The 17,119-nt window shown below is 62.9% G+C and carries 15 protein-coding genes; all 15 read right to left on the reverse strand.

The window, feature by feature from the left end; genetic code table 11:
• Window positions 1-405, reverse strand: a complete 405-nt coding sequence (madL, locus tag ACP7BX_RS07320) for a malonate transporter subunit MadL (RefSeq protein WP_061434475.1) — start codon at window positions 403-405, stop codon at window positions 1-3.
• A gap of 67 nt (window positions 406-472) precedes the next feature.
• Window positions 473-1,372 (reverse strand): malonate decarboxylase subunit epsilon, encoded by a 900-nt coding sequence (gene mdcH, locus ACP7BX_RS07325; protein WP_426127310.1) that lies wholly within the window; start codon window positions 1,370-1,372, stop codon window positions 473-475.
• Window positions 1,369-1,956 (reverse strand): malonate decarboxylase holo-ACP synthase, encoded by a 588-nt coding sequence (locus tag ACP7BX_RS07330; protein WP_426127308.1) that lies wholly within the window; start codon window positions 1,954-1,956, stop codon window positions 1,369-1,371. Before ACP7BX_RS07330 ends, mdcH begins: the two co-directional genes overlap by 4 nt.
• Window positions 1,950-2,720 carry a biotin-independent malonate decarboxylase subunit gamma gene (gene mdcE, locus ACP7BX_RS07335; RefSeq protein ID WP_426127307.1) on the reverse strand — a complete coding sequence of 257 codons (771 nt, stop codon included), beginning with the start codon at window positions 2,718-2,720 and terminating at the stop codon, window positions 1,950-1,952. Before mdcE ends, ACP7BX_RS07330 begins: the two co-directional genes overlap by 7 nt.
• Window positions 2,717-3,559, reverse strand: a complete 843-nt coding sequence (locus ACP7BX_RS07340; protein WP_426127305.1) for a biotin-independent malonate decarboxylase subunit beta — start codon at window positions 3,557-3,559, stop codon at window positions 2,717-2,719. The genes mdcE and ACP7BX_RS07340 overlap by 4 nt, the downstream gene beginning before the upstream one ends.
• The gene (locus ACP7BX_RS07345; RefSeq protein ID WP_015886328.1) at window positions 3,552-3,851 is read right to left on the reverse strand and encodes a malonate decarboxylase subunit delta; all 300 of its coding nucleotides are present in this window, start codon (window positions 3,849-3,851) and stop codon (window positions 3,552-3,554) included. The genes ACP7BX_RS07340 and ACP7BX_RS07345 overlap by 8 nt, the downstream gene beginning before the upstream one ends.
• Window positions 3,851-4,684 carry a triphosphoribosyl-dephospho-CoA synthase gene (locus ACP7BX_RS07350; RefSeq protein ID WP_426127303.1) on the reverse strand — a complete coding sequence of 278 codons (834 nt, stop codon included), beginning with the start codon at window positions 4,682-4,684 and terminating at the stop codon, window positions 3,851-3,853. Before ACP7BX_RS07350 ends, ACP7BX_RS07345 begins: the two co-directional genes overlap by 1 nt.
• The gene (gene mdcA, locus ACP7BX_RS07355; protein WP_061434486.1) at window positions 4,685-6,355 is read right to left on the reverse strand and encodes a malonate decarboxylase subunit alpha; all 1,671 of its coding nucleotides are present in this window, start codon (window positions 6,353-6,355) and stop codon (window positions 4,685-4,687) included.
• Window positions 6,356-6,652: 297 nt separating this feature from the next.
• Entirely contained in the window at window positions 6,653-6,892 is a 240-nt protein-coding gene (locus ACP7BX_RS07360; protein WP_033897075.1) for a DUF6124 family protein, read from the reverse strand.
• Window positions 6,893-7,222: 330 nt separating this feature from the next.
• Window positions 7,223-7,642 (reverse strand): hypothetical protein, encoded by a 420-nt coding sequence (locus tag ACP7BX_RS07365; protein ID WP_426127365.1) that lies wholly within the window; start codon window positions 7,640-7,642, stop codon window positions 7,223-7,225.
• Window positions 7,620-8,003, reverse strand: coding sequence for a polymorphic toxin type 44 domain-containing protein (locus ACP7BX_RS07370; protein WP_426127300.1), 384 nt, complete (start codon window positions 8,001-8,003; stop codon window positions 7,620-7,622). The genes ACP7BX_RS07365 and ACP7BX_RS07370 overlap by 23 nt, the downstream gene beginning before the upstream one ends.
• A gap of 253 nt (window positions 8,004-8,256) precedes the next feature.
• On the reverse strand, window positions 8,257-8,712 hold the full coding sequence (locus ACP7BX_RS07375; RefSeq protein ID WP_033897072.1) for a chemotaxis protein CheW: 456 nt from the start codon (window positions 8,710-8,712) through the stop codon (window positions 8,257-8,259).
• Window positions 8,705-14,509 (reverse strand): Hpt domain-containing protein, encoded by a 5,805-nt coding sequence (locus ACP7BX_RS07380; protein WP_426127297.1) that lies wholly within the window; start codon window positions 14,507-14,509, stop codon window positions 8,705-8,707. The genes ACP7BX_RS07375 and ACP7BX_RS07380 overlap by 8 nt, the downstream gene beginning before the upstream one ends.
• Before the next feature lie 18 nt (window positions 14,510-14,527).
• Window positions 14,528-16,597 carry a methyl-accepting chemotaxis protein gene (locus ACP7BX_RS07385; RefSeq protein WP_038850853.1) on the reverse strand — a complete coding sequence of 690 codons (2,070 nt, stop codon included), beginning with the start codon at window positions 16,595-16,597 and terminating at the stop codon, window positions 14,528-14,530.
• Window positions 16,594-17,118, reverse strand: coding sequence for a chemotaxis protein CheW (locus ACP7BX_RS07390; protein WP_177110245.1), 525 nt, complete (start codon window positions 17,116-17,118; stop codon window positions 16,594-16,596). Before ACP7BX_RS07390 ends, ACP7BX_RS07385 begins: the two co-directional genes overlap by 4 nt.
• Between the last annotated feature and the right edge of the window lies 1 nt (window position 17,119).

Below are 17,119 nucleotides of genomic sequence, written 5' to 3' on the forward strand. Positions count from 1 at the left end.
TCAGCGGCCTCCCGCAGGAACGATCAGCGGTTCTTCATCGGGCAGCGGTTCGCCCTTGTGGGTACGGCTGATCAGGGCGATGGTGCAACCACACACCACCACTGACCCAATCGCCGCGAGCACCGCCACAGGGCCACCGTGCAGAGCGGTCACCACGTTTTGTTGCGCAGCCATCGCCACCACCACGGGGATGTACATCGCGCCCCAGAAGCCCACGCCCATTTCGCAATCCTTGGTCATGCCGCCGCGCTTTTGCATCCACAGCCGGGCGCAGATCAGCAGGATCATCGCGATCCCCACCCCGCCCACGTTGGATTTGACGCCCAGCAACACGCCAAGCATGTCGCCCATGATCACGCCCGCAAGCGTGCAGATCGCCAGCAATGCCACACCGTAGATAATCATTGTTGTTGTCCTCAAAGTGCTCGATCGAAATTGTTGTTGTTGTGCTTCGAAAGCCTTGGGTGCTGCTTTATCGGTGGCGGCGCTCCTCCTCTTGCAGCAGGGCCTGCAAGGTGTCCAGGCGTGCGCCTTCGCAGGCGATCACCGTGCCTTGTTCGAATACGCGGCGTGACAGGCCGGTGAGCACGGCGCCGGGTGGCAGTTCGATCTGCAGGCGCACGCCGCGCTCGTAGGCGCTTTGCACAGTGCCGCGCCAGTCGACGATGCGACACATGTTGAAGGCCAGGTCGTCGCGCAGTTGTTCAGGATTGTGGATCGGCCGCGCACGGGTGCTGCTCAGGTAGGTGATGCGCGGTGCCTTGAGTGGCACGAAGGCTTGCGCCAGGGCCTGGGCCGGTTGCTCCAGCAATGCGCAATGGGACGGCACGCTGACGGCCAGACGCTTGGCGATGCCGTTGCCTTTGATGCGACTGGCGACAAGCTTCATGGCTTTGTCGCTGCCGGCGATCACCGTCTGGTTATCGGCGTTGATATTGGCCAGGTACACCGGGGTTTCGCGGCTATGGATTTCGGCCAGCAGGTTTTCGACGGTGGATAACTCGGGGCCGATGATTGCGGTCATGCCATAGCCCTGTGGATAAGCGTTCTGCATCAGCTCGCCGCGCAGGCTGACCAGTTTGATCGCGTCGGCGAAATCCAGCGCACCGGCAATCACCGCTGCCGGGTAAGCACCGATGGACAACCCAGCGACGTAATCCGGCGTGTGTTGCAGCAGGCGCGCGTGGGCCACGCTGGCGATCAGCAGGCACAGCTGCACGGCGCGGGTACTCGCCAGGGCGTGCGCCGAATCCAAGGCGCGAACGTCTTCGCCCAAGGCATCGCTGGCGTGTTCCAACACGTCGGCCGGCAACGCCTGGAGCATGCCCGGACGTTGGGCGCCTTGCCCTGGGAACACCAAAAGGCTGCTCATGCCACGGCCTGCCAAGGATCAATGACGAGGTGCGCACCGCGGGCGGTTTTCAATAGCACGCGCCGCGATGAACCGGCCCATTCGCGCAGGGCGACGGCGCCGAAAGGTGTTTGCAGTTGCATATCCACGGCGCACGCGGCGTTGTCCAAGGTTGCCAGCAAGTCACGTGCATCGTTGCGATCCAGCGGCTCGGGCGTGCGCAGCATCAGGTCCAGGTCGCTCTGGGCATGCAGCGCTTCAATGCCCGTGGCCAACTCAAAACCCGCGCTGCCCGTAACGCCCCAATTCAACGGCGCCAGCAGTGGCCGCAGTTGTTCGAGTGCGTGCAAAGCCGGTAAGTCCCGCGTCGAGGTAACCTCACGCAGCGCTTGCGGCGTGACTCGCCGCTGCACCGCGGCAATCGGCATCTCGGCAGCAAACCGCTGCTCGCGCAAACGCCCGCGCACGCCTACCGCGACCTGGCCCGGCGCGACGATTGCGCGACGCACCACCACCGTGCCAATCGCCTCCACCGCCCACGCCGGAGCCTCGGCAGGCAGATGCGCCGAGGTCATGCCCCAGAGCAAGTCGTGGGCGTTCACCATTGTTCCCGCAGCAGTTGGCGTACGTGGCTGGAAGCCGCGCGATTGGTCGCACCAAGGCGGACGCTCAAGTCGGTGCTGCCAATATCCTTGATCGCACTCACCAGGCAATCGCTGACCCGCGCCACGTCCTCCGGCGTGGGCTGTTCAATCTGGCTGACCGACAAGGTTTCCCACAGCAACCCCAGGCTGGCGTAACTGTCGATGTCGTAGGCCATGGGCGGCACGCTGGCGGCCAGGGCTTCCAACTCTTCAACGCTGCGCAGCGTCACGCGCGCGGCCGAGGCCTTGCCCATGGCGTGCACCATCACACCGGGATCGCGCAGGGCGATCAGGCGGTTGGCTTGATACCCATGGGCGAGAAACGCACCGGACATCGCCTTGCCCACCAGCAGCGCAATCACCGGGTGCCCCGCCAGACGCGCACGGGCATAGCTGTCGGCGGCAGCAGCCAGCGCCTGGTGGATGCCGAGGGCTTCTTCGCGACGGCCATAGGCTTGGCTCGGTACATCGACGATGGCGATGATCGGACGCTTGTCGCCACGGGCGATGGCTTCATCGACGGCTTTTGCCAGACCCCAGCCTTCCAGCAGGCCAACTTCGCCGTTGCGGGCGCGGGGGAAGCGGTTTTGCGCGTCGGTGACCACGGCGATGTAGCGCACGGGCTGTTCACCCAACACACCCTCAGCGACTTTCAACGAGCGTGGCAAACCCTCAACGGCTGTCGCTCCGGCGCTCAATGCGTTGAACCACTGCAAACCTCTCATGAGCGTTCTCCTTGATACAGCGCACGTACCGTTGCCGGGTCGATTTGCGGTGTGGTGTCCAGTTCAGCCAGGCGCGCCAGGTAATGCTCGGCCTGACGGCTGCGTTGTTGGGTGGGTGGGCCTTGTTGCAGCAATGCGCTGACGGTGTGTTGAATCTCGGCCACATCGTCAGCGACATAACGGTCGGCCAAGCCGCTGTTGAAGCGTTGCTCGCCGCCCGTAAGGCTCCAGATGAAGGGCCGGTCGCGGGAGTCGTACTCCTCAAGCCCCGCTTCCTGTTCGATCACTTGCGGGCCATTCAAGCCCAGGCGTGCTTCACGGGTGACTACAAGGTAACTGCACAATCCAGCCGCAATGGACATGCCGCCAAAGCAACCGACACTGCCCGCCACCACGCCGATCACTGGCTGGTACTGGCGCAAGTCGACAATCGCCGCGTGGATATCCGCGATGGCCGCCAGGCCCAAGTTGGCTTCCTGCAAGCGCACGCCACCGGTTTCCAGCAACAGGACGGCGCGGGTCGCAATGCCCTTGCGATTGTCTTCAGCCGCCAGCTCCAAGGCACCCGCAATTTTTGCACCGCCGACTTCACCGAGGCTGCCGCCCTGGAAGTTGCCTTCGATGGCGGCAACGACGACAGGTTTTCCATCAATGCTGCCCTTGGCGATCACCACCCCATCATCGGCCTGCGGCACCACACCTTGGCGACTGAGCCACGGCGACATGACGCGCTGGAACGGGTCGATCAATTCACGGTAGGACCCGGCGTCCAGCAACGCCTTGGCCCGCTGCCGCGCGCCCAGTTCAACGAAGCTGTGTTTGGCGAGTAAGTCAGTCATGGCCGATCTCCTCGAAACCCTGCTCCAGGCGCAAGCGCACCACGCCGGGGGTGGCGCCGAAATCGTGGATATCAATGTTCAAGGCCGGTGGCGTCTGTTCCTGGAAGATGCGCTCGAACAGATGCTGCCAGCGTTGTTCGGCGCCATTCACCGAGGTCTGTACCTGGATGGTCAGCGTGCCCGGCGTACCCGGCTCCAGCAGCACTTCCAGGTCGCCCGAGCCAACGCAGCCTACCAGCGCACGGCCTTTTGGCGGCTGCCCGGCGGGGAATTCAAAGGATAAGGTTTCCATCACAACGCTCCGTCGAGGCGGTCGATAAACAGGCAGGCGGCCAACAGGTCGGCGGCGCCGCCGGGGGAGGCATTCAGGACCAGCAGTTGAAGGTCTAACTCATGCAATTGACGACGCCCGGCCAACGTTGCGCTGCCACCTGCATCGAGCACCGCTTGAGCACCCTGCTGCATCGCTAGCAGGCCTTCGGGACCGGCGCGGTAAAGCACGCAGGTGTCGGCCAGCTCGGTCATGATCGCCAGCAAGGCGTCCAGGCGGGCGTTCTGTTCGCCTGCATTGTGCTGGCGGCTTTTATGCAGTTGCGGCAAGCCACGTTGCACCACCGAGGGAAAGCCGAGCTGGGCTTCTTCACGGGCCCCACGTGCGCCGTAGCGCTGGGCGACCTGGGCGCCGTGACTCATGGGCTGCGGCGCGTAGCGGTCGTTGAGCAAGGCTAATCTGGCGGCGTTCAAGGTGATGGCGCGCGGTTCCAGCGCTGCCGCTGCGGTGAGCAAACCGAGGGCCCAGATTGCGCCGCGATGGGTGTTCACGCCGTGGGTGGTGACGAGCATCGCTTGCTCACCTTCGCGGCCAATACGCCCAAGGGCTTCGCGCAGCGGCAAGCCGACTTCACCGAACTCAATCGCGGCTTCGGCCATTTCCTTGAACATCGGCCACAGCGACAACGCCGAGGCGTGCATCAGGCCCAGGTGCAAATCGCTATGGGCGCCGCTGCCGCGACGGTCTACCAAGGCCGGTTTGGGCGACAGGTCGGCTTCATCGATCAGTGCATCGACGGCCATATCCGCCAGGCGTTCGGCGAGGGTCAATTCATGCAGTTTGAGTGCGCGCATTTACCAGCTCCTGAACTTGGCGGGCGGGTTGTACAGGCCACCGGACCAGTCCACCAGGTCGGCCACACTCTTGGCGGCCAACAATTCGCGGGTGGCGTCGGTGCGGCGAATCCCTAAGTCTTCGGGCAACGCAATCAAGCCTTCGCGGCGCATGCGCGCGGTGTCTTTGGGGTTGTGGCGCATGCCGATGGCCGTGACGCCTGCGACAGCGGCGATCATTGCCTGGCGCTCTTCAAGGGAACGCGCCTTGTACAGATAGGCAATGCCCTCTTCGGTGAGCAAGTGGGTGACGTCATCGCCATAGATCATGATCGGCGCCAGGGGCATGCCGCTTTTGCGTGCGACTTCCACGGCATCGAGGGTGTCGACAAAGGTGGGTTTACCGCCTTCCTGGAAGGTCTCGACCATTTGCACCACGAGTTTTTTGCCGCGCTCCAACAGCGCTTCCGGTGCATCGTCGTGGCGCATATCCAGCCAGGCCGGCGTGCCATGGCGACGACCACGCGGGTCGTGGCCCATGTTCGGTGCGCCGCCAAACCCGGCGAGACGGCCACGGGTCACGGTGGAGGAATGGCCGTCGCCGTCGACTTGCAGGGTGGCGCCGATAAACAGGTCCACTGCGTACTGGCCAGCGAGTTGGCAGAACATTCGGTTGGAACGCATCGAGCCGTCGCGGCCGGTGAAGAACACATCCGGCCGTGCAGCGATGTAGTTTTCCATGCCCAATTCAGTGCCGAAGCAGTGCACGCTTTCCACCCAACCGCTTTCAATCGCGGGGATCAGGGTGGGGTGCGGGTTGAGGGTCCAGTTGCGGCAGATTTTACCCTTGAGGCCAAGGGATTCACCGTAGGTCGGCAGGATCAACTCGATGGCGGCGGTGTTGAAGCCGATGCCATGGTTAAGCGACTGCACATTGTGTTTTTCGTAGATGCCACGGATCGCCATCATCGCCATCAGCACATGCACTGGCTTGATGTGGCGCGGGTCGCGGGTGAACAGCGGTTCGATGTAGAACGGCTTGTCGGCCACCACCACGAAATCCACCCAGCTCGCCGGAATGTCCACGCGGGGTAAGTCCGTAACATCGTCCACCAACTGGTTGACCTGCACGATCACGATGCCATCGCTGAACGCGGCGGGCTCGATCAGCGCCGGGGTGTCTTCGGTGCTGGCGCCGGTGTAGATATTACCGGCGCGGTCGGCCATGAAGCCGGCGGAAAGCACCACGTTGGGGATCAGGTCCACCACCAGCCGCGCGTAGAGTTCGATGTAGGTGTGGATCGCGCCGATTTCCAGCAGGCCGTCTTCGAGCAACTGGCTGATGCGCAGGGATTGGGTGCCGGCGAAGGAGAAGTCCAGCTTGCGTGCGATGCCTTTTTCAAACAGGTCCAGGTGCTCGGAACGGCCGACGCTGGGCATGATCATGTGCAAATCGTGGAGCTTGGCGGGGTCGGTTTTAGCGAGGGAGCGCGAGAGGAAATCGGCCTGTTTCTGGTTGTTGCCTTCCAGTACCACACGGTCGCCGGGAAGGATCAGCGCCTCAAGCGCTTCGACGATCTTGTCGCTGGGCAGTACCGCACCGTCTGCAAACTGTTTGACCAGCCCGAGCCGCCGCTGCTTCTCGTCGCGCCGCCGCGTCCAGCGCGAGTCGGGGGTGATTGTTGTTGTCATGGTCGCTCCACGGGTTTGCTGTCGTGGGCTGTACCTTAGGAGTGATTGAGGGGGCCATCAATCAAGCTGGGCGGTGGATCGTTACGGTTGGGGTAATAGAACATCAGCAAATGCTGGTTTTGACCGAATGAAGATCAAAGTGTGGGAGCGGGCTTGCTCGCGAATGCGGTGTATCAGATGCAGATGTATTGGCTGACACCCTGCATTCGCGAGCAAGCCCGCTCCCACATGTGTTGGGTAGTGTTCTTTAAGGAGCGGTCCCAAGCAGGGAACGATCAGTCCCTGTTTGGGACCGTTTCAAGAGGCTGGCGATGGGCTGACTTGCTCCAACGCTCTATCAACCAACAACTGACCCAACTCTACCATTTGCTGAATCCCGAGCATGATCGCGCGCTGGGAGGTGTCCAGGTCGAAGGCGAGATTGCAGGTCAGTGCGTTGAGCGAAGACAGGGTTTCGCTAGCGTTGACCAGCAGGGTTTCGGTGTTTTCGTGCGGGTTTACGGTGAAGAGGGGCGGATTGGGGGTAGGTTTGACCATGATTTACAGCTCCGATATGTGATGGAGACTGCCCTCTTCCGCTTGCACGCGAATAAAGGTGGCAGCTGTGCGCAGGTGTGCAAGACCGGGCATATCGGACCCCGGCAGACCCCGAAGGGTCTCCCACGCACAGCCGCCATAACAAATACAGCAGGCATAAAAAACGCCCGTTGGATGGCTATGGGCGTTGGTGCGCCGATATGTAACCGGACTTGCACGTCCGTGTCACCGTTTTTTGCGATGACAGAACGAAGACTAGGCGCGCTGACGGCACGCGACAAGTTCATGCACAGCCCAAATTCTTGCAGGAAAAATCCGAAGCCAGCCGGCCTACAACTTCATGTCTATGCTCACAGCCCCCAAACCTTCAAGCGGATAGCTGCGGTACTCATAAACCTCACCACGAACAGTGAGGTGGATGACGCCATCCTGCCGGGTCACTTGAACATCCGGCGCTTTGGTTTTCAAAAAGGGATATGCCGAAACCAGCGCTGTCAGTATCTCCCGATCACTACCTAAGTCCTTATGAACGTAGTACCTGTAGGAAAATCCCACTGTAGCGCCGCCCTGACCGTCACGTGCTCCATAAATTGAGCTGCCGTTGCCCAAGGAGTGTTTCAAAACCACTTCGTCCAAATCCGGTGTACCGGATGACATGATCCAATTGCCCCCGATATAAATCAGGCAGGCTACCAGCAGGCAGTTGCGCAGAACCGGCAACAGGCCCTTAGTAGCCCTGAGAAATTGCATACTCAATACCCCTCCTTATCCAATATTGATCTCGAGGATCATCGCCAAAAGGGTCTGCGCCCCACCATGACCCAAATTCCGGCTTGGTGGTTTTTGCGAATGTTTGAGCGACACCTGCTGCCCGTAACAGAACATGCTCGGGAATGCACAGCACCGTACCTGTAGCACCATAATTGAAGTTACCAAAAGCTTCGTACTGACGCCCTCGCTTCTTGTAGTTCCATGGGCCGGCAGCCCTGACCTGTGAGTAAAACCAGGAATAAGCGAATGCAGAGCCTGACTGGAGATGAGTGCCCTTGCACTTGGCTGTCGCCATATTTTCGAGAAGTGAAACACCCGGCGGCATTAACGGTACGGCCATTTGCGAATCCTTGCTGGCTGTGAGGAGCGCTGAACCTAGCACCCCACCTGGCACTGAACATCCCGCGCAATCCAGATACAGAACTTGCCTACAACAACTCCATCCCGTTCCGACATATTGGTTTTCTCCACACAGAGCCTGGGAACGAGCGCGATTTAGTGTAGGAGCTGGCTTGCCAGCGATAGCGGTGGATCAGTTGTTAATGAGTGGGCTGGCAGACCGTCATCGCCGGCAAGCCTGCTCCTACAGGGGTCTATGCCAAACCGGATTCGACCAGCAGGGCCTCAAGCCCCATCAGATCCGGCACCTTCGCCACATGCTCCCCCACCTGCACCGCCGCCAGCTCCAGCGGGCATAGCGGCACGTCGACATAACTCAACTCACTGTCGAGTTTGTACGACCGGGGAATCCCCTGGATCACCAGCGCAATAAACTTCAGCGTCGGCCGCCCGCCCAATGCATTCAACACCACGATCCGCGAGCGTTCGCCGGTCACGCTGGCTTCGCCGCACACCGCTTCAAAGCTGATCAGCGGGATTTGCCGATCGCGCCAGGTCACTTGTCGCAAATACCACGGCGGCGCGTCGCTGGCCGGTTCGCCGCGCTGGAAGTCGATCAGTTCGGCGATGGCGACATTGGGCAGCACCAGGTGGCGGTCGGCCAGGGGCAGCAGCAGGCCGGTGAGTTGGCTGGCGCGGTGGTCAAGCATGGGACTTGCTCCAGTAGGCGATGCTTTCGAGCAGCACCGATTCCTGGTACGGCTTGCCGAGGTAGTCATTCACGCCAATGGCCATAGCGCGGTCGCGGTGTTTCTGGCCGGTGCGCGAGGTGATCATGATGATCGGCAGGCGCATCAGCCGAGGGTCGTTACGCACTTGGGTGGCGACTTCGAAGCCGTCCATACGCGGCATTTCGATGTCGAGCAGCATCAGGTCGGGGGTATGTTCTTCGAGCACGGCGAGGGCGTCGATGCCGTCTTTGGCGGTGAGCACGTTCATGCCGTTGCGTTCCAGCAGGCGGCTGGTGACTTTGCGCACGGTGACCGAGTCGTCCACCACCAGCACCAGCAACGGGCGCTTTTTCAGCGGGTCGTTGAGGATCAGCGGCGCATCCACCGACTGGGCCGGCAAGGCCGGTTGGCGCGCACGGATATGCGCCAGCAAGTCGATGATCAACACCACGCGGCCGTCGCCCAGAATCGTCGCGCCGGACAAGCCCTGCACGCCCGCGAATTGCGGCCCCAGGCCCTTGACCACGATCTCTCGCGTGCCGGCCATGGCGTCCACATGGATCGCCACGCGCCGCTCATTGCATTGCACCAGCAGTACCGGCACCGGTTGATATTGGCCCAACAGTTTCGGGCGGCTGACGGTGTGCAACAGGTCGCCCAGGTAAAACAGCTCGTAACGCTGGCCGGCGTATTCATAACGCGGCGGATCCTGCTGGTAATGCCCGGCCAACTCATGGGGCAACACACGCACCAGGCCTTCGATGGTGTTGAGCGGGATCGCATATTGATCGTCCGCACATTGCACCATCAGCGCACGGTTGACCGACACGGTGAACGGCAAGCGAATACGGAAGTGCACGCCCATACCCGGCGTCGAGTCGATGACCATCGAGCCGCCCAACTGACGCACTTCCTCATGCACCACGTCCATGCCCACGCCGCGCCCGGAAATCTGTGTGATCTTTTCCGCCGTGGAGAAGCCTGGTTGCAGGATGAACTGCAACACGTCGCGGTCGCTGATCTCCTGATTCGGGTCGAGCAAACCACGCTTGATTGCCTTGCGCCGCACCGCCTCCAGCGGCACACCCGCGCCGTCGTCGCGCATGTCGAAGACGATGTCACCGCCTTCGTGGGTCAGGTCCAGGGTGATGCGGCCTTTCTCCGGTTTACCGGCCAGCAGCCGTGCATCGCGGGATTCCAGGCCATGGTCGACGGCGTTGCGCAGCATGTGTTCCAGCGGCGCGGCCATGCGTTCCAGTACGTTGCGGTCCATCTCGCCTTCGGCGTTGCCGACGATGAACTCCACGTCCTTGCCCAACTCGCCCGCCACCTGGCGCACGATGCGCTTGAGGCGCGGCAGCATGCGTTCGAACGGCACCATGCGCGTGCGCATCAGGCCTTCCTGCAACTCGGTGTTGATGCGTGCCTGCTGCTGCAACAGGTCGTGGGCGTCCTCGTTGCGGCGCTCTAGGGTGTCCTTGAGGTCGAGCAGGTCGGAAGCGGATTCGGACAACGCGCGCGACAGTTGCTGCAACTGCGAATGGCGGTCCATTTCCAGCGGGTCGAAGTCTTCATAGCCCAGGCGCTCGGCCTCGGCTTGCTGGCGGCTGAGGATGCGGCCCTGGGTCTCGGTGTCCAGGCGACGCAGTTGGTCGCGCATGCGCTCAATCGTAGTTTCCACTTCGGTCAGGGCGATGCGTGCGTCGTTGACTTGCTGTTCGATGCGGCCACGGAAGATCGAGGTTTCACCGGCCAGGTTGACCAGGTCGTCGAGCAGTTCGGCAGAGATCTTCACCATATCGGCCATCGGATCGACGACGGCCTCCGCCTTTCCCGCCGGCAGCGCCAGTGGCGTCACCGGCTCGTCGCTCGGGTGCACCAGGCTTTTGATGCGCTCGATGAGTTTGTCCACCGAGCCGACCGGCAAGCCGTCCGCCACCGCGTCGATCATCTGCGCCAGGCGGTCGTGGCAGCCTTGCAGCAACGCGAACAACGCCGGGGATGGCGCGAGCAAACCAGCGGACAGGCCTTCATAGAGAAATTCCAGCTCATGGGCCAGATCGCCGATGGGCGCAATCTCGACCATGCGCGCGCCGCCCTTGAGGGTGTGCAGGTCGCGCAGCAGGGTCTCCACTTCCTGGCGATTGCCGGGCTCGGCCTGCCAGCGCGACAGCGCAGCACTGGAGCTGTCGAGGATGTCGGCGGCCTCTTCGAGGAAGATATCCAACAGCTCAGGGTCGGCACCAGACACAGGCGGCGCGGCGACCGGTGCCGCAGGCGCGCTGCCTTGGCGCAATGCGCGCACCCTGGCAATAAGCTCAGCGCTGTCGCTCAAGGGTTGGTGATGCTGCAGTTCTTCAAGCTGCAAGGCCAGGCGTTCATGGCTGGCCATCAGCACCTGGGACAATTCGGCAGAGTAGCTGTAGCGGCGGTCCACCAGCCCTTCGTACAGGCATTCCAACTCATGGGCCAGGTCGCCAATCGGCTCGATTTCCGCCATGCGCGCGCCGCCCTTGAGGGTGTGCAGATCGCGTTGCAGCGACGACAACGGCGCGGCGTTGTCGGGCTCCAGCAACCAGCGCTTGAGCGACTGCCCGGCGCTGTCGAGGATGTCCACGGCTTCTTCGAGGAAGATCTCGACGATCTCGTCGTCCATCGTCGTTTGCTGATCCAACTGCTGTGTGGCGGCGCCCAGTTCAGCAATGCTCAGCGCGCGGCTGCCATCGCTTTTGATCAGGCCGGTGGCGGACGGGTCGAGGGCTTCGTCCAATAACTCGCGCAAGGCTTGGACACGGGCCGGCGCCGGGCTGATTTCCTGGCCGGCGGCCAGTTGGTCGAGCATGCTGATCAGCGCTTCATGGGCCTGTTCGGCCTCATGGAAAAACCGCTCGCTGACCGCCAGGCTGCTTTCCTCAACGGCGCCGTACAGGTCGAGCAACGCTTCGCAGAGTGCGTCGATGGCATGCAGGTCTGCGACGTGCGCGCCCTCCCCCAGCGTGGTCAATTCGTCCAGCAGCGCGGTGAGTTCCTGGCGTTCGCCGGGGTGTTGCTGCCAGCGACGTAGCAGGCTCTCGGCGTCGAGCAGGATGTCCATGCCCTGGGCCAGGAAGTTGGCGATCAGCTGTGGATCGCGCTTGAAGCGCACGTCGAGCAGTGCTTCAAGCTGCTGATCCAGCAGGCTTTGGGTGCGGTTGATCAGGTCCTCTGCGCCGTTGATCGGCGCCAGGGGATCGCTGTCCAAGTCACGCAGTCCCCGCTGGAACAGGCCTTCGGCTTCCAGCAGCAACTCCACTTCGTCCAGGTCCAGCGGCAGGCGGTGGGCCTTATATTCGCGGGTCAGGTGGTCGAGAGGTCGCGCCAGCTCGGCAATGGGCAACACGCCAGCCATGTAGGCGCTGCCCTTGAGGGTATGCAGGGCGCGTTGCAGTTCATCGCTGACTTGCAGCGGCACATGCTCGGCAGCCTGTTGCAGGAAGTGGTTGAGGCTGTCCAGATGGCTCTGGGCTTCGTTGCGGAAAATCTCCAGCAGCATCGGATCATGAGGCTCGGCGGTCAGCGCGGGTGTACCGCTGGCCAAGGCGTGGGCACGGGCGGCCAGGGCGTCGACTTCATCGCGTTGACGCTGGTCGTCGATGGCAAAGTCAGCGATCAACTCCGGCAGCAAGGCCACCGCTTCGTCCAGCACCTGCTGCACGTCGGGGTCGAGGGACACGCTGCGCTCCAGCACACGGTTCAGCAGGTTTTCTACCGCCCAGGCCAACTCGGCCAAGACCAGGGCGCGCACCATGCGGCCGCTGCCTTTGAGGGTGTGGAAGGCGCGGCGCATTTCGGCCTGAGCGGTTTTGTCCGCGCTGTTGGGCAGGTAACGGTGCAGCACCTCGACGACTTCGTCGGTCTCCTCAAGGAAGACTTCGCGCAGTTCATCGTCGATAGGCTCTTCATCGGCCGGCGGCGGCAACAGGCTGCCAGGGCGCTGCAGGGCCGGCGGGTTCAGGCGCGACGTGGGGCTGGCGAGTGCATCGAACTGGGATTGGCTCGGCGTAACCTCGGCCGAGAGCGCGCCATCCGGTGCAACCAGGGCCTGGCGCCAGGGTTTTTCGGCGGGCAGGTAACCCAGTGCGGCCAAGCCTTGGGTGGCCAGTTCCAGCACACGCTCACCCGCAGCATCCGGGTCTTGGAGCATGCGCTCCAGGTAGTACTCCAGGCTGCTGATCACGTCGGCGAAATGCGCCAGTTGCCTCTCGGAAGGCGGGGCATCGTTGCCCATCAACTGCTCGTCGACGTAATCCGTGCAGCCACGCATCAGGCTTGCCGCGCGGGGCAACGGGATCATCGCCAGGGCGCCGCGCACCTGGCTGAGCAGCTCCGGCAGGGACTCCAGGCGCTGGCGGTCCCAATCAGCTTCGATGCAGTCGATCACCAGTTCCTTGGCTTGCTTGAGGCACTGGCAGGATTCACGGATCACCAACTGGTGGATCTGGGTCAGGTCGGTGGTGGGCAGGCGGCTTTCTTCGCGGCTTTCCGGCTCGACGGTGCCGACCATGCCCGCCAGCGTGGCTTCGACGTAGAGCAAGGCGCCGGCGACGTCCATCAGCACGGCGTCGTTGGGTGCTCGATGGCCCTGGGCCAGGCTCAGCACCACGGCGAGTTGGTCGATGATGACTTTGCGCGGCTGACCGAAGCCCAGCACCGCCAGGGTATCGGCGATCTGCCGCAGCGGCGCCAGCAATGCATCAAGGTCGCTGGTGTGCTGGCGGTCGCTGCGTACGAACAAGTCGAGGCGTTCTTTGACCCGCACCAACTCTTCACACAAGGCGCCCAGCACCGAGCCCATGGCGTTGCGATCGGGTCCGGCCAGGCGTGCGCGCTCGGCGTCGACCACCGCGCTGTCAGGCAAGGCTTCATCCAGGCCGTAGCGCTCCTTCAGGCTTTGCATGCGCGGCGTTGGCCGGGTGACCTTGGCGACATAGAACAATAAGCTCTTGAGCAGCTCATCCGGCGCCGGCTGGTTGATGCCGCCAATGCCTTGGGCCAGCAGGCGCTTGAGTTGTTTGTCGCTGGCCTTGAGCAGGCTGCGCAGCGCCGGACTGTTGGCGATCACGCCAGTGAGCATGCCTTCGACCAGTGCCGAGGTGACTTGCCACAACGGCAACAGCGGCGCGCCTTGGCACAGTGCTTCGAGGCGTGCGAACACCCGCGCCATGTCTTCCAGGTTGCTGGGGCCATGGTCTTCACGCAGCAGCCCGGCCAGCGCCTGCTGTAAAAGCTGGTGCCACTGGCGTAGTTGCTCTTTCAGGTCGGGTACCGCGCGTTGGGCCAGGGCCTCATCCGGCAGTGGCGCGATGGTCAGCAGTTGCGGACTGAACAGGCTGGTTTCCGACAACAGGCTTTCGCCGTGCGCGCTGCGCAGGTCATTGAGCAGTGGCAACACCACCAGCGGCAGGTCGCGGCGGGCGCTGTGCACGCGGTCCAGGTACAACGGCAATTGAGTCAGGGCCTGTTGCAGCAGGCGGATGCTTTCGTCGCGCTGGCTGACGCTCCCGGCTTGCAGGGCCAGCGCCAGTTCTTCGATTTCCTCGGCCAGCAGCGCCGCGCCGTAGAACTCGACCATCTGCAACGCGCCATGCACTTGGTGGACACACGCCAGGCACTCGCTGATCGCTTCGGCGTCTGTAGTCTCGACATAAGCGTCGAGCGCCGAGCGAGCCTGTTTCAGGGTTTCGGCAATGTCGCCCTTGACCCATTCGAGGGCCACGTAGTCGTGCCGATCAACCATAACTGCTCCGCGTTGAAATCATGAATGGCTGTGGGGCTGTTCATCCACCGGACGCGCCGGCGGCAAGGTGAAGCCCGACACCGACCGCCGCAACTGGCTGGCCATTTTCGCCAGGTTGCCGATGCTTTCTGCGGTGGCCGTCGACCCCGACGAGGTCTGGGTGGTGATCTGTTGGATCACGTTCATGGTCAGGGAGATCTGCCCGGCCGATGAGGTCTGTTGCTGCGCTGCGTTGGAGATACTCTGGATCAGCGCCGCCAGGGTCTTCGACACGCCTTCGATCTCTTCCAGCGCCACCCCGGCGTCCTGGGCCAGCCGTGCGCCGCGCACCACTTCGGTGGTGGTCTGTTCCATGGAAATGACCGCTTCATTGGTGTCGGCCTGGATCGCCCGCACCAACGTTTCAATCTGCCGGGTCGCCGCCGATGAGCGTTCGGCCAGACGCTGCACTTCGTCAGCCACCACCGCAAAGCCGCGTCCGGCATCACCGGCCATGCTTGCCTGAATTGCCGCGTTGAGGGCGAGGATGTTGGTCTGGTCGGCAATGTCGTCGATCAGGCTGACGATGTCGCCAATTTCCTGGGACGACTCGCCCAGGCGCTTGATGCGTTTGGCGGTGTCCTGGATCTGCTCGCGGATGTTGTCCATGCCGTGGATGGTGTTGTGCACCACCTCGTTGCCCTTGTTGGCGATTTCCACCGAGCGCTCTGCCACCGCCGAGGACTCGGCAGCGTTGGCCGAGACCTGGTCGATGGACTGGGCCATCTGGTTGATCGCGGTGGACGCCTCGGCGATCTGCTGGGCCTGGTGCTCCGAAGCCTGGGCCAAGTGCATCGCGGTGGCCTGGGTGTCCTGCACCGCGCCAGCGACTTGCCCGGCAGTGAGGTTGATGGTGGCGACCAGGTCGCGCAGTTGGTCGACGGAATAGTTGATGGAGTCGGCGATGGTGCCGGTGAAGTCTTCAGTCACCGAGGCAGTCACGGTGAGGTCGCCGTCGGCCAGGTCTTCGATTTCATCCAGCAGGCGCATGATCGCGTTCTGGTTGCGTTCGTTCTTCTCGGCGGTTTCGTGCAGCTGGCGGTTGGTCTCGCGCACCATCACCAGGCCGATCAGAATGATCGAGGTCAGGGCGAGCAGGCCCAGGACATAGCCGCCGATGGTGTCAAAGCTGCGCCCGCTGGCGAGGTTTTCGAACCCGGTGGCCAGGTGCGAGGCTTCATCGAGCAAGGTTTGCGAGAGGTTGAAGATATTGCTCGCCGAGGCCCGCACCTGGAACAACTGCGGCGAGGTTTCGAGGATCTCATCCACGGAGCCGGAAACGAATTCGAACAGCTCGGCGATTTCCGCCAGCCGCGCGCGGGCGTCGCGGTCCTCGACCTGGGTGATGCGCAAACCGGGGTTGCCCTGGAGCATGCCGTTGAGCACCTGGCCGAAGCGGTTGGCGTCGCGGCCAAAGGCGTCGGCGGCCTGCACGGCGGTTTCGTCGCCGGCCAACACGGTGTTCACCGCGCCGAGGATACGTTCGGCCAGCAGTGATTGGCGCTGGGCCAACGCCACCTGGCTGGCCGGAGCGCCGCGTTGCAGGAGGATATCAACGACCTTTTCCGATTCCATCTGCAGTTGCGGCACGGTTTCGGCCAGGGTCGCGGCGACCTGATGCAACGACAGCACGGTCTGCTCGCTGGCGAGGATCGCGTCGGTGTTTTTCAGCAGTGCTTCCCAGTCGGTCTGCACCGCGCGCATTTCGGCACGCACCGCGCTGGGCGCGGCGGGCAGGCCAGTTTGCGGGTCACCTTTTTTCAGGAAGCCCCAGCGTTGGGCGAAGTCATTGCGCGCATCGCCCAGCAACTTGAACGCCGCAGCCTTGCCGGCGGCGGCTTCGGTGGCGTTCTTGGCGATACGCTGGGACAGCACGCGCAGCTCACCGGCGTGGCCGATGTACTGTTTGTCGTAGGTGGATTGGGTATTGAGGTACGCAAAGTTGGCGAACAGCAACATGATGAACACGATCAGTGCGATGAACAGCACGATGATCTGCGAGCGGCTGCGCGAGCCGGCCTGGGGTTTGAGTGCGGTAGCGGTGGTCATGCGGCAACATCCATGAAGCCAGGGGCCTGGGCCAGGGCGAAGGGGCTAAACACCTGCCACGACGGGTCGCCGTCGAACCGGCCTTGAATAAACGCTGCGTCGGGCGCGGTGTTCGCCCGCCAGGCGTCTTGTGCGAAATGCTGCATCCCCACCACCTCGTCGACCAGCAGCCCGACAAACACGTCGTTGAACTCCACCACCAGCACCCGCCGTTGCTTGCGCGCCTTGGACAGCTCAAGGCCGAGGAACCCACCCAAATCCATCACCGGCAACAGGCGCCCACGCAGGTTGGCCACGCCTTTTACCCAGGCCTTGACCCCGGGCATCAAGGTGCAGCGTGGTTCGTGCAGGACTTCGGCGACTTCGCCCATGGGCGCCACATACCAGTGCTGGTCCAGGCGAAAGCCGATCCCGCTCCAGCGTTGCAGGCGGGTTTCCTGGGACGGCAGGTCAGCGGCCAGCAGGCGGCAGCGGCGGTCAATGTCCAGCAGCAGCTCGAAGGCGGTTTGCGACTCGGTCATG

The organism is Pseudomonas sp. DWP3-1-3b3 (assembly GCF_049896305.1).
Lineage (GTDB): Bacteria > Pseudomonadota > Gammaproteobacteria > Pseudomonadales > Pseudomonadaceae > Aquipseudomonas > Aquipseudomonas azotoformans_A.

Coding starts and splice junctions, on each gene's coding strand:
- madL (WP_061434475.1), bottom strand. CDS start 405: ATGATTATCTACGGTGTGGCATTGCTGGCGATCTGCACGCTTGCGGGC.
- mdcH (WP_426127310.1), bottom strand. CDS start 1,372: ATGAGCAGCCTTTTGGTGTTCCCAGGGCAAGGCGCCCAACGTCCGGGC.
- ACP7BX_RS07330 (WP_426127308.1), bottom strand. CDS start 1,956: ATGGTGAACGCCCACGACTTGCTCTGGGGCATGACCTCGGCGCATCTG.
- mdcE (WP_426127307.1), bottom strand. CDS start 2,720: ATGAGAGGTTTGCAGTGGTTCAACGCATTGAGCGCCGGAGCGACAGCC.
- ACP7BX_RS07340 (WP_426127305.1), bottom strand. CDS start 3,559: ATGACTGACTTACTCGCCAAACACAGCTTCGTTGAACTGGGCGCGCGG.
- ACP7BX_RS07345 (WP_015886328.1), bottom strand. CDS start 3,851: ATGGAAACCTTATCCTTTGAATTCCCCGCCGGGCAGCCGCCAAAAGGC.
- ACP7BX_RS07350 (WP_426127303.1), bottom strand. CDS start 4,684: ATGCGCGCACTCAAACTGCATGAATTGACCCTCGCCGAACGCCTGGCG.
- mdcA (WP_061434486.1), bottom strand. CDS start 6,355: ATGACAACAACAATCACCCCCGACTCGCGCTGGACGCGGCGGCGCGAC.
- ACP7BX_RS07360 (WP_033897075.1), bottom strand. CDS start 6,892: ATGGTCAAACCTACCCCCAATCCGCCCCTCTTCACCGTAAACCCGCAC.
- ACP7BX_RS07365 (WP_426127365.1), bottom strand. CDS start 7,642: ATGCAATTTCTCAGGGCTACTAAGGGCCTGTTGCCGGTTCTGCGCAAC.
- ACP7BX_RS07370 (WP_426127300.1), bottom strand. CDS start 8,003: ATGGCCGTACCGTTAATGCCGCCGGGTGTTTCACTTCTCGAAAATATG.
- ACP7BX_RS07375 (WP_033897072.1), bottom strand. CDS start 8,712: ATGCTTGACCACCGCGCCAGCCAACTCACCGGCCTGCTGCTGCCCCTG.
- ACP7BX_RS07380 (WP_426127297.1), bottom strand. CDS start 14,509: ATGGTTGATCGGCACGACTACGTGGCCCTCGAATGGGTCAAGGGCGAC.
- ACP7BX_RS07385 (WP_038850853.1), bottom strand. CDS start 16,597: ATGACCACCGCTACCGCACTCAAACCCCAGGCCGGCTCGCGCAGCCGC.
- ACP7BX_RS07390 (WP_177110245.1), bottom strand. CDS start 17,118: ATGACCGAGTCGCAAACCGCCTTCGAGCTGCTGCTGGACATTGACCGC.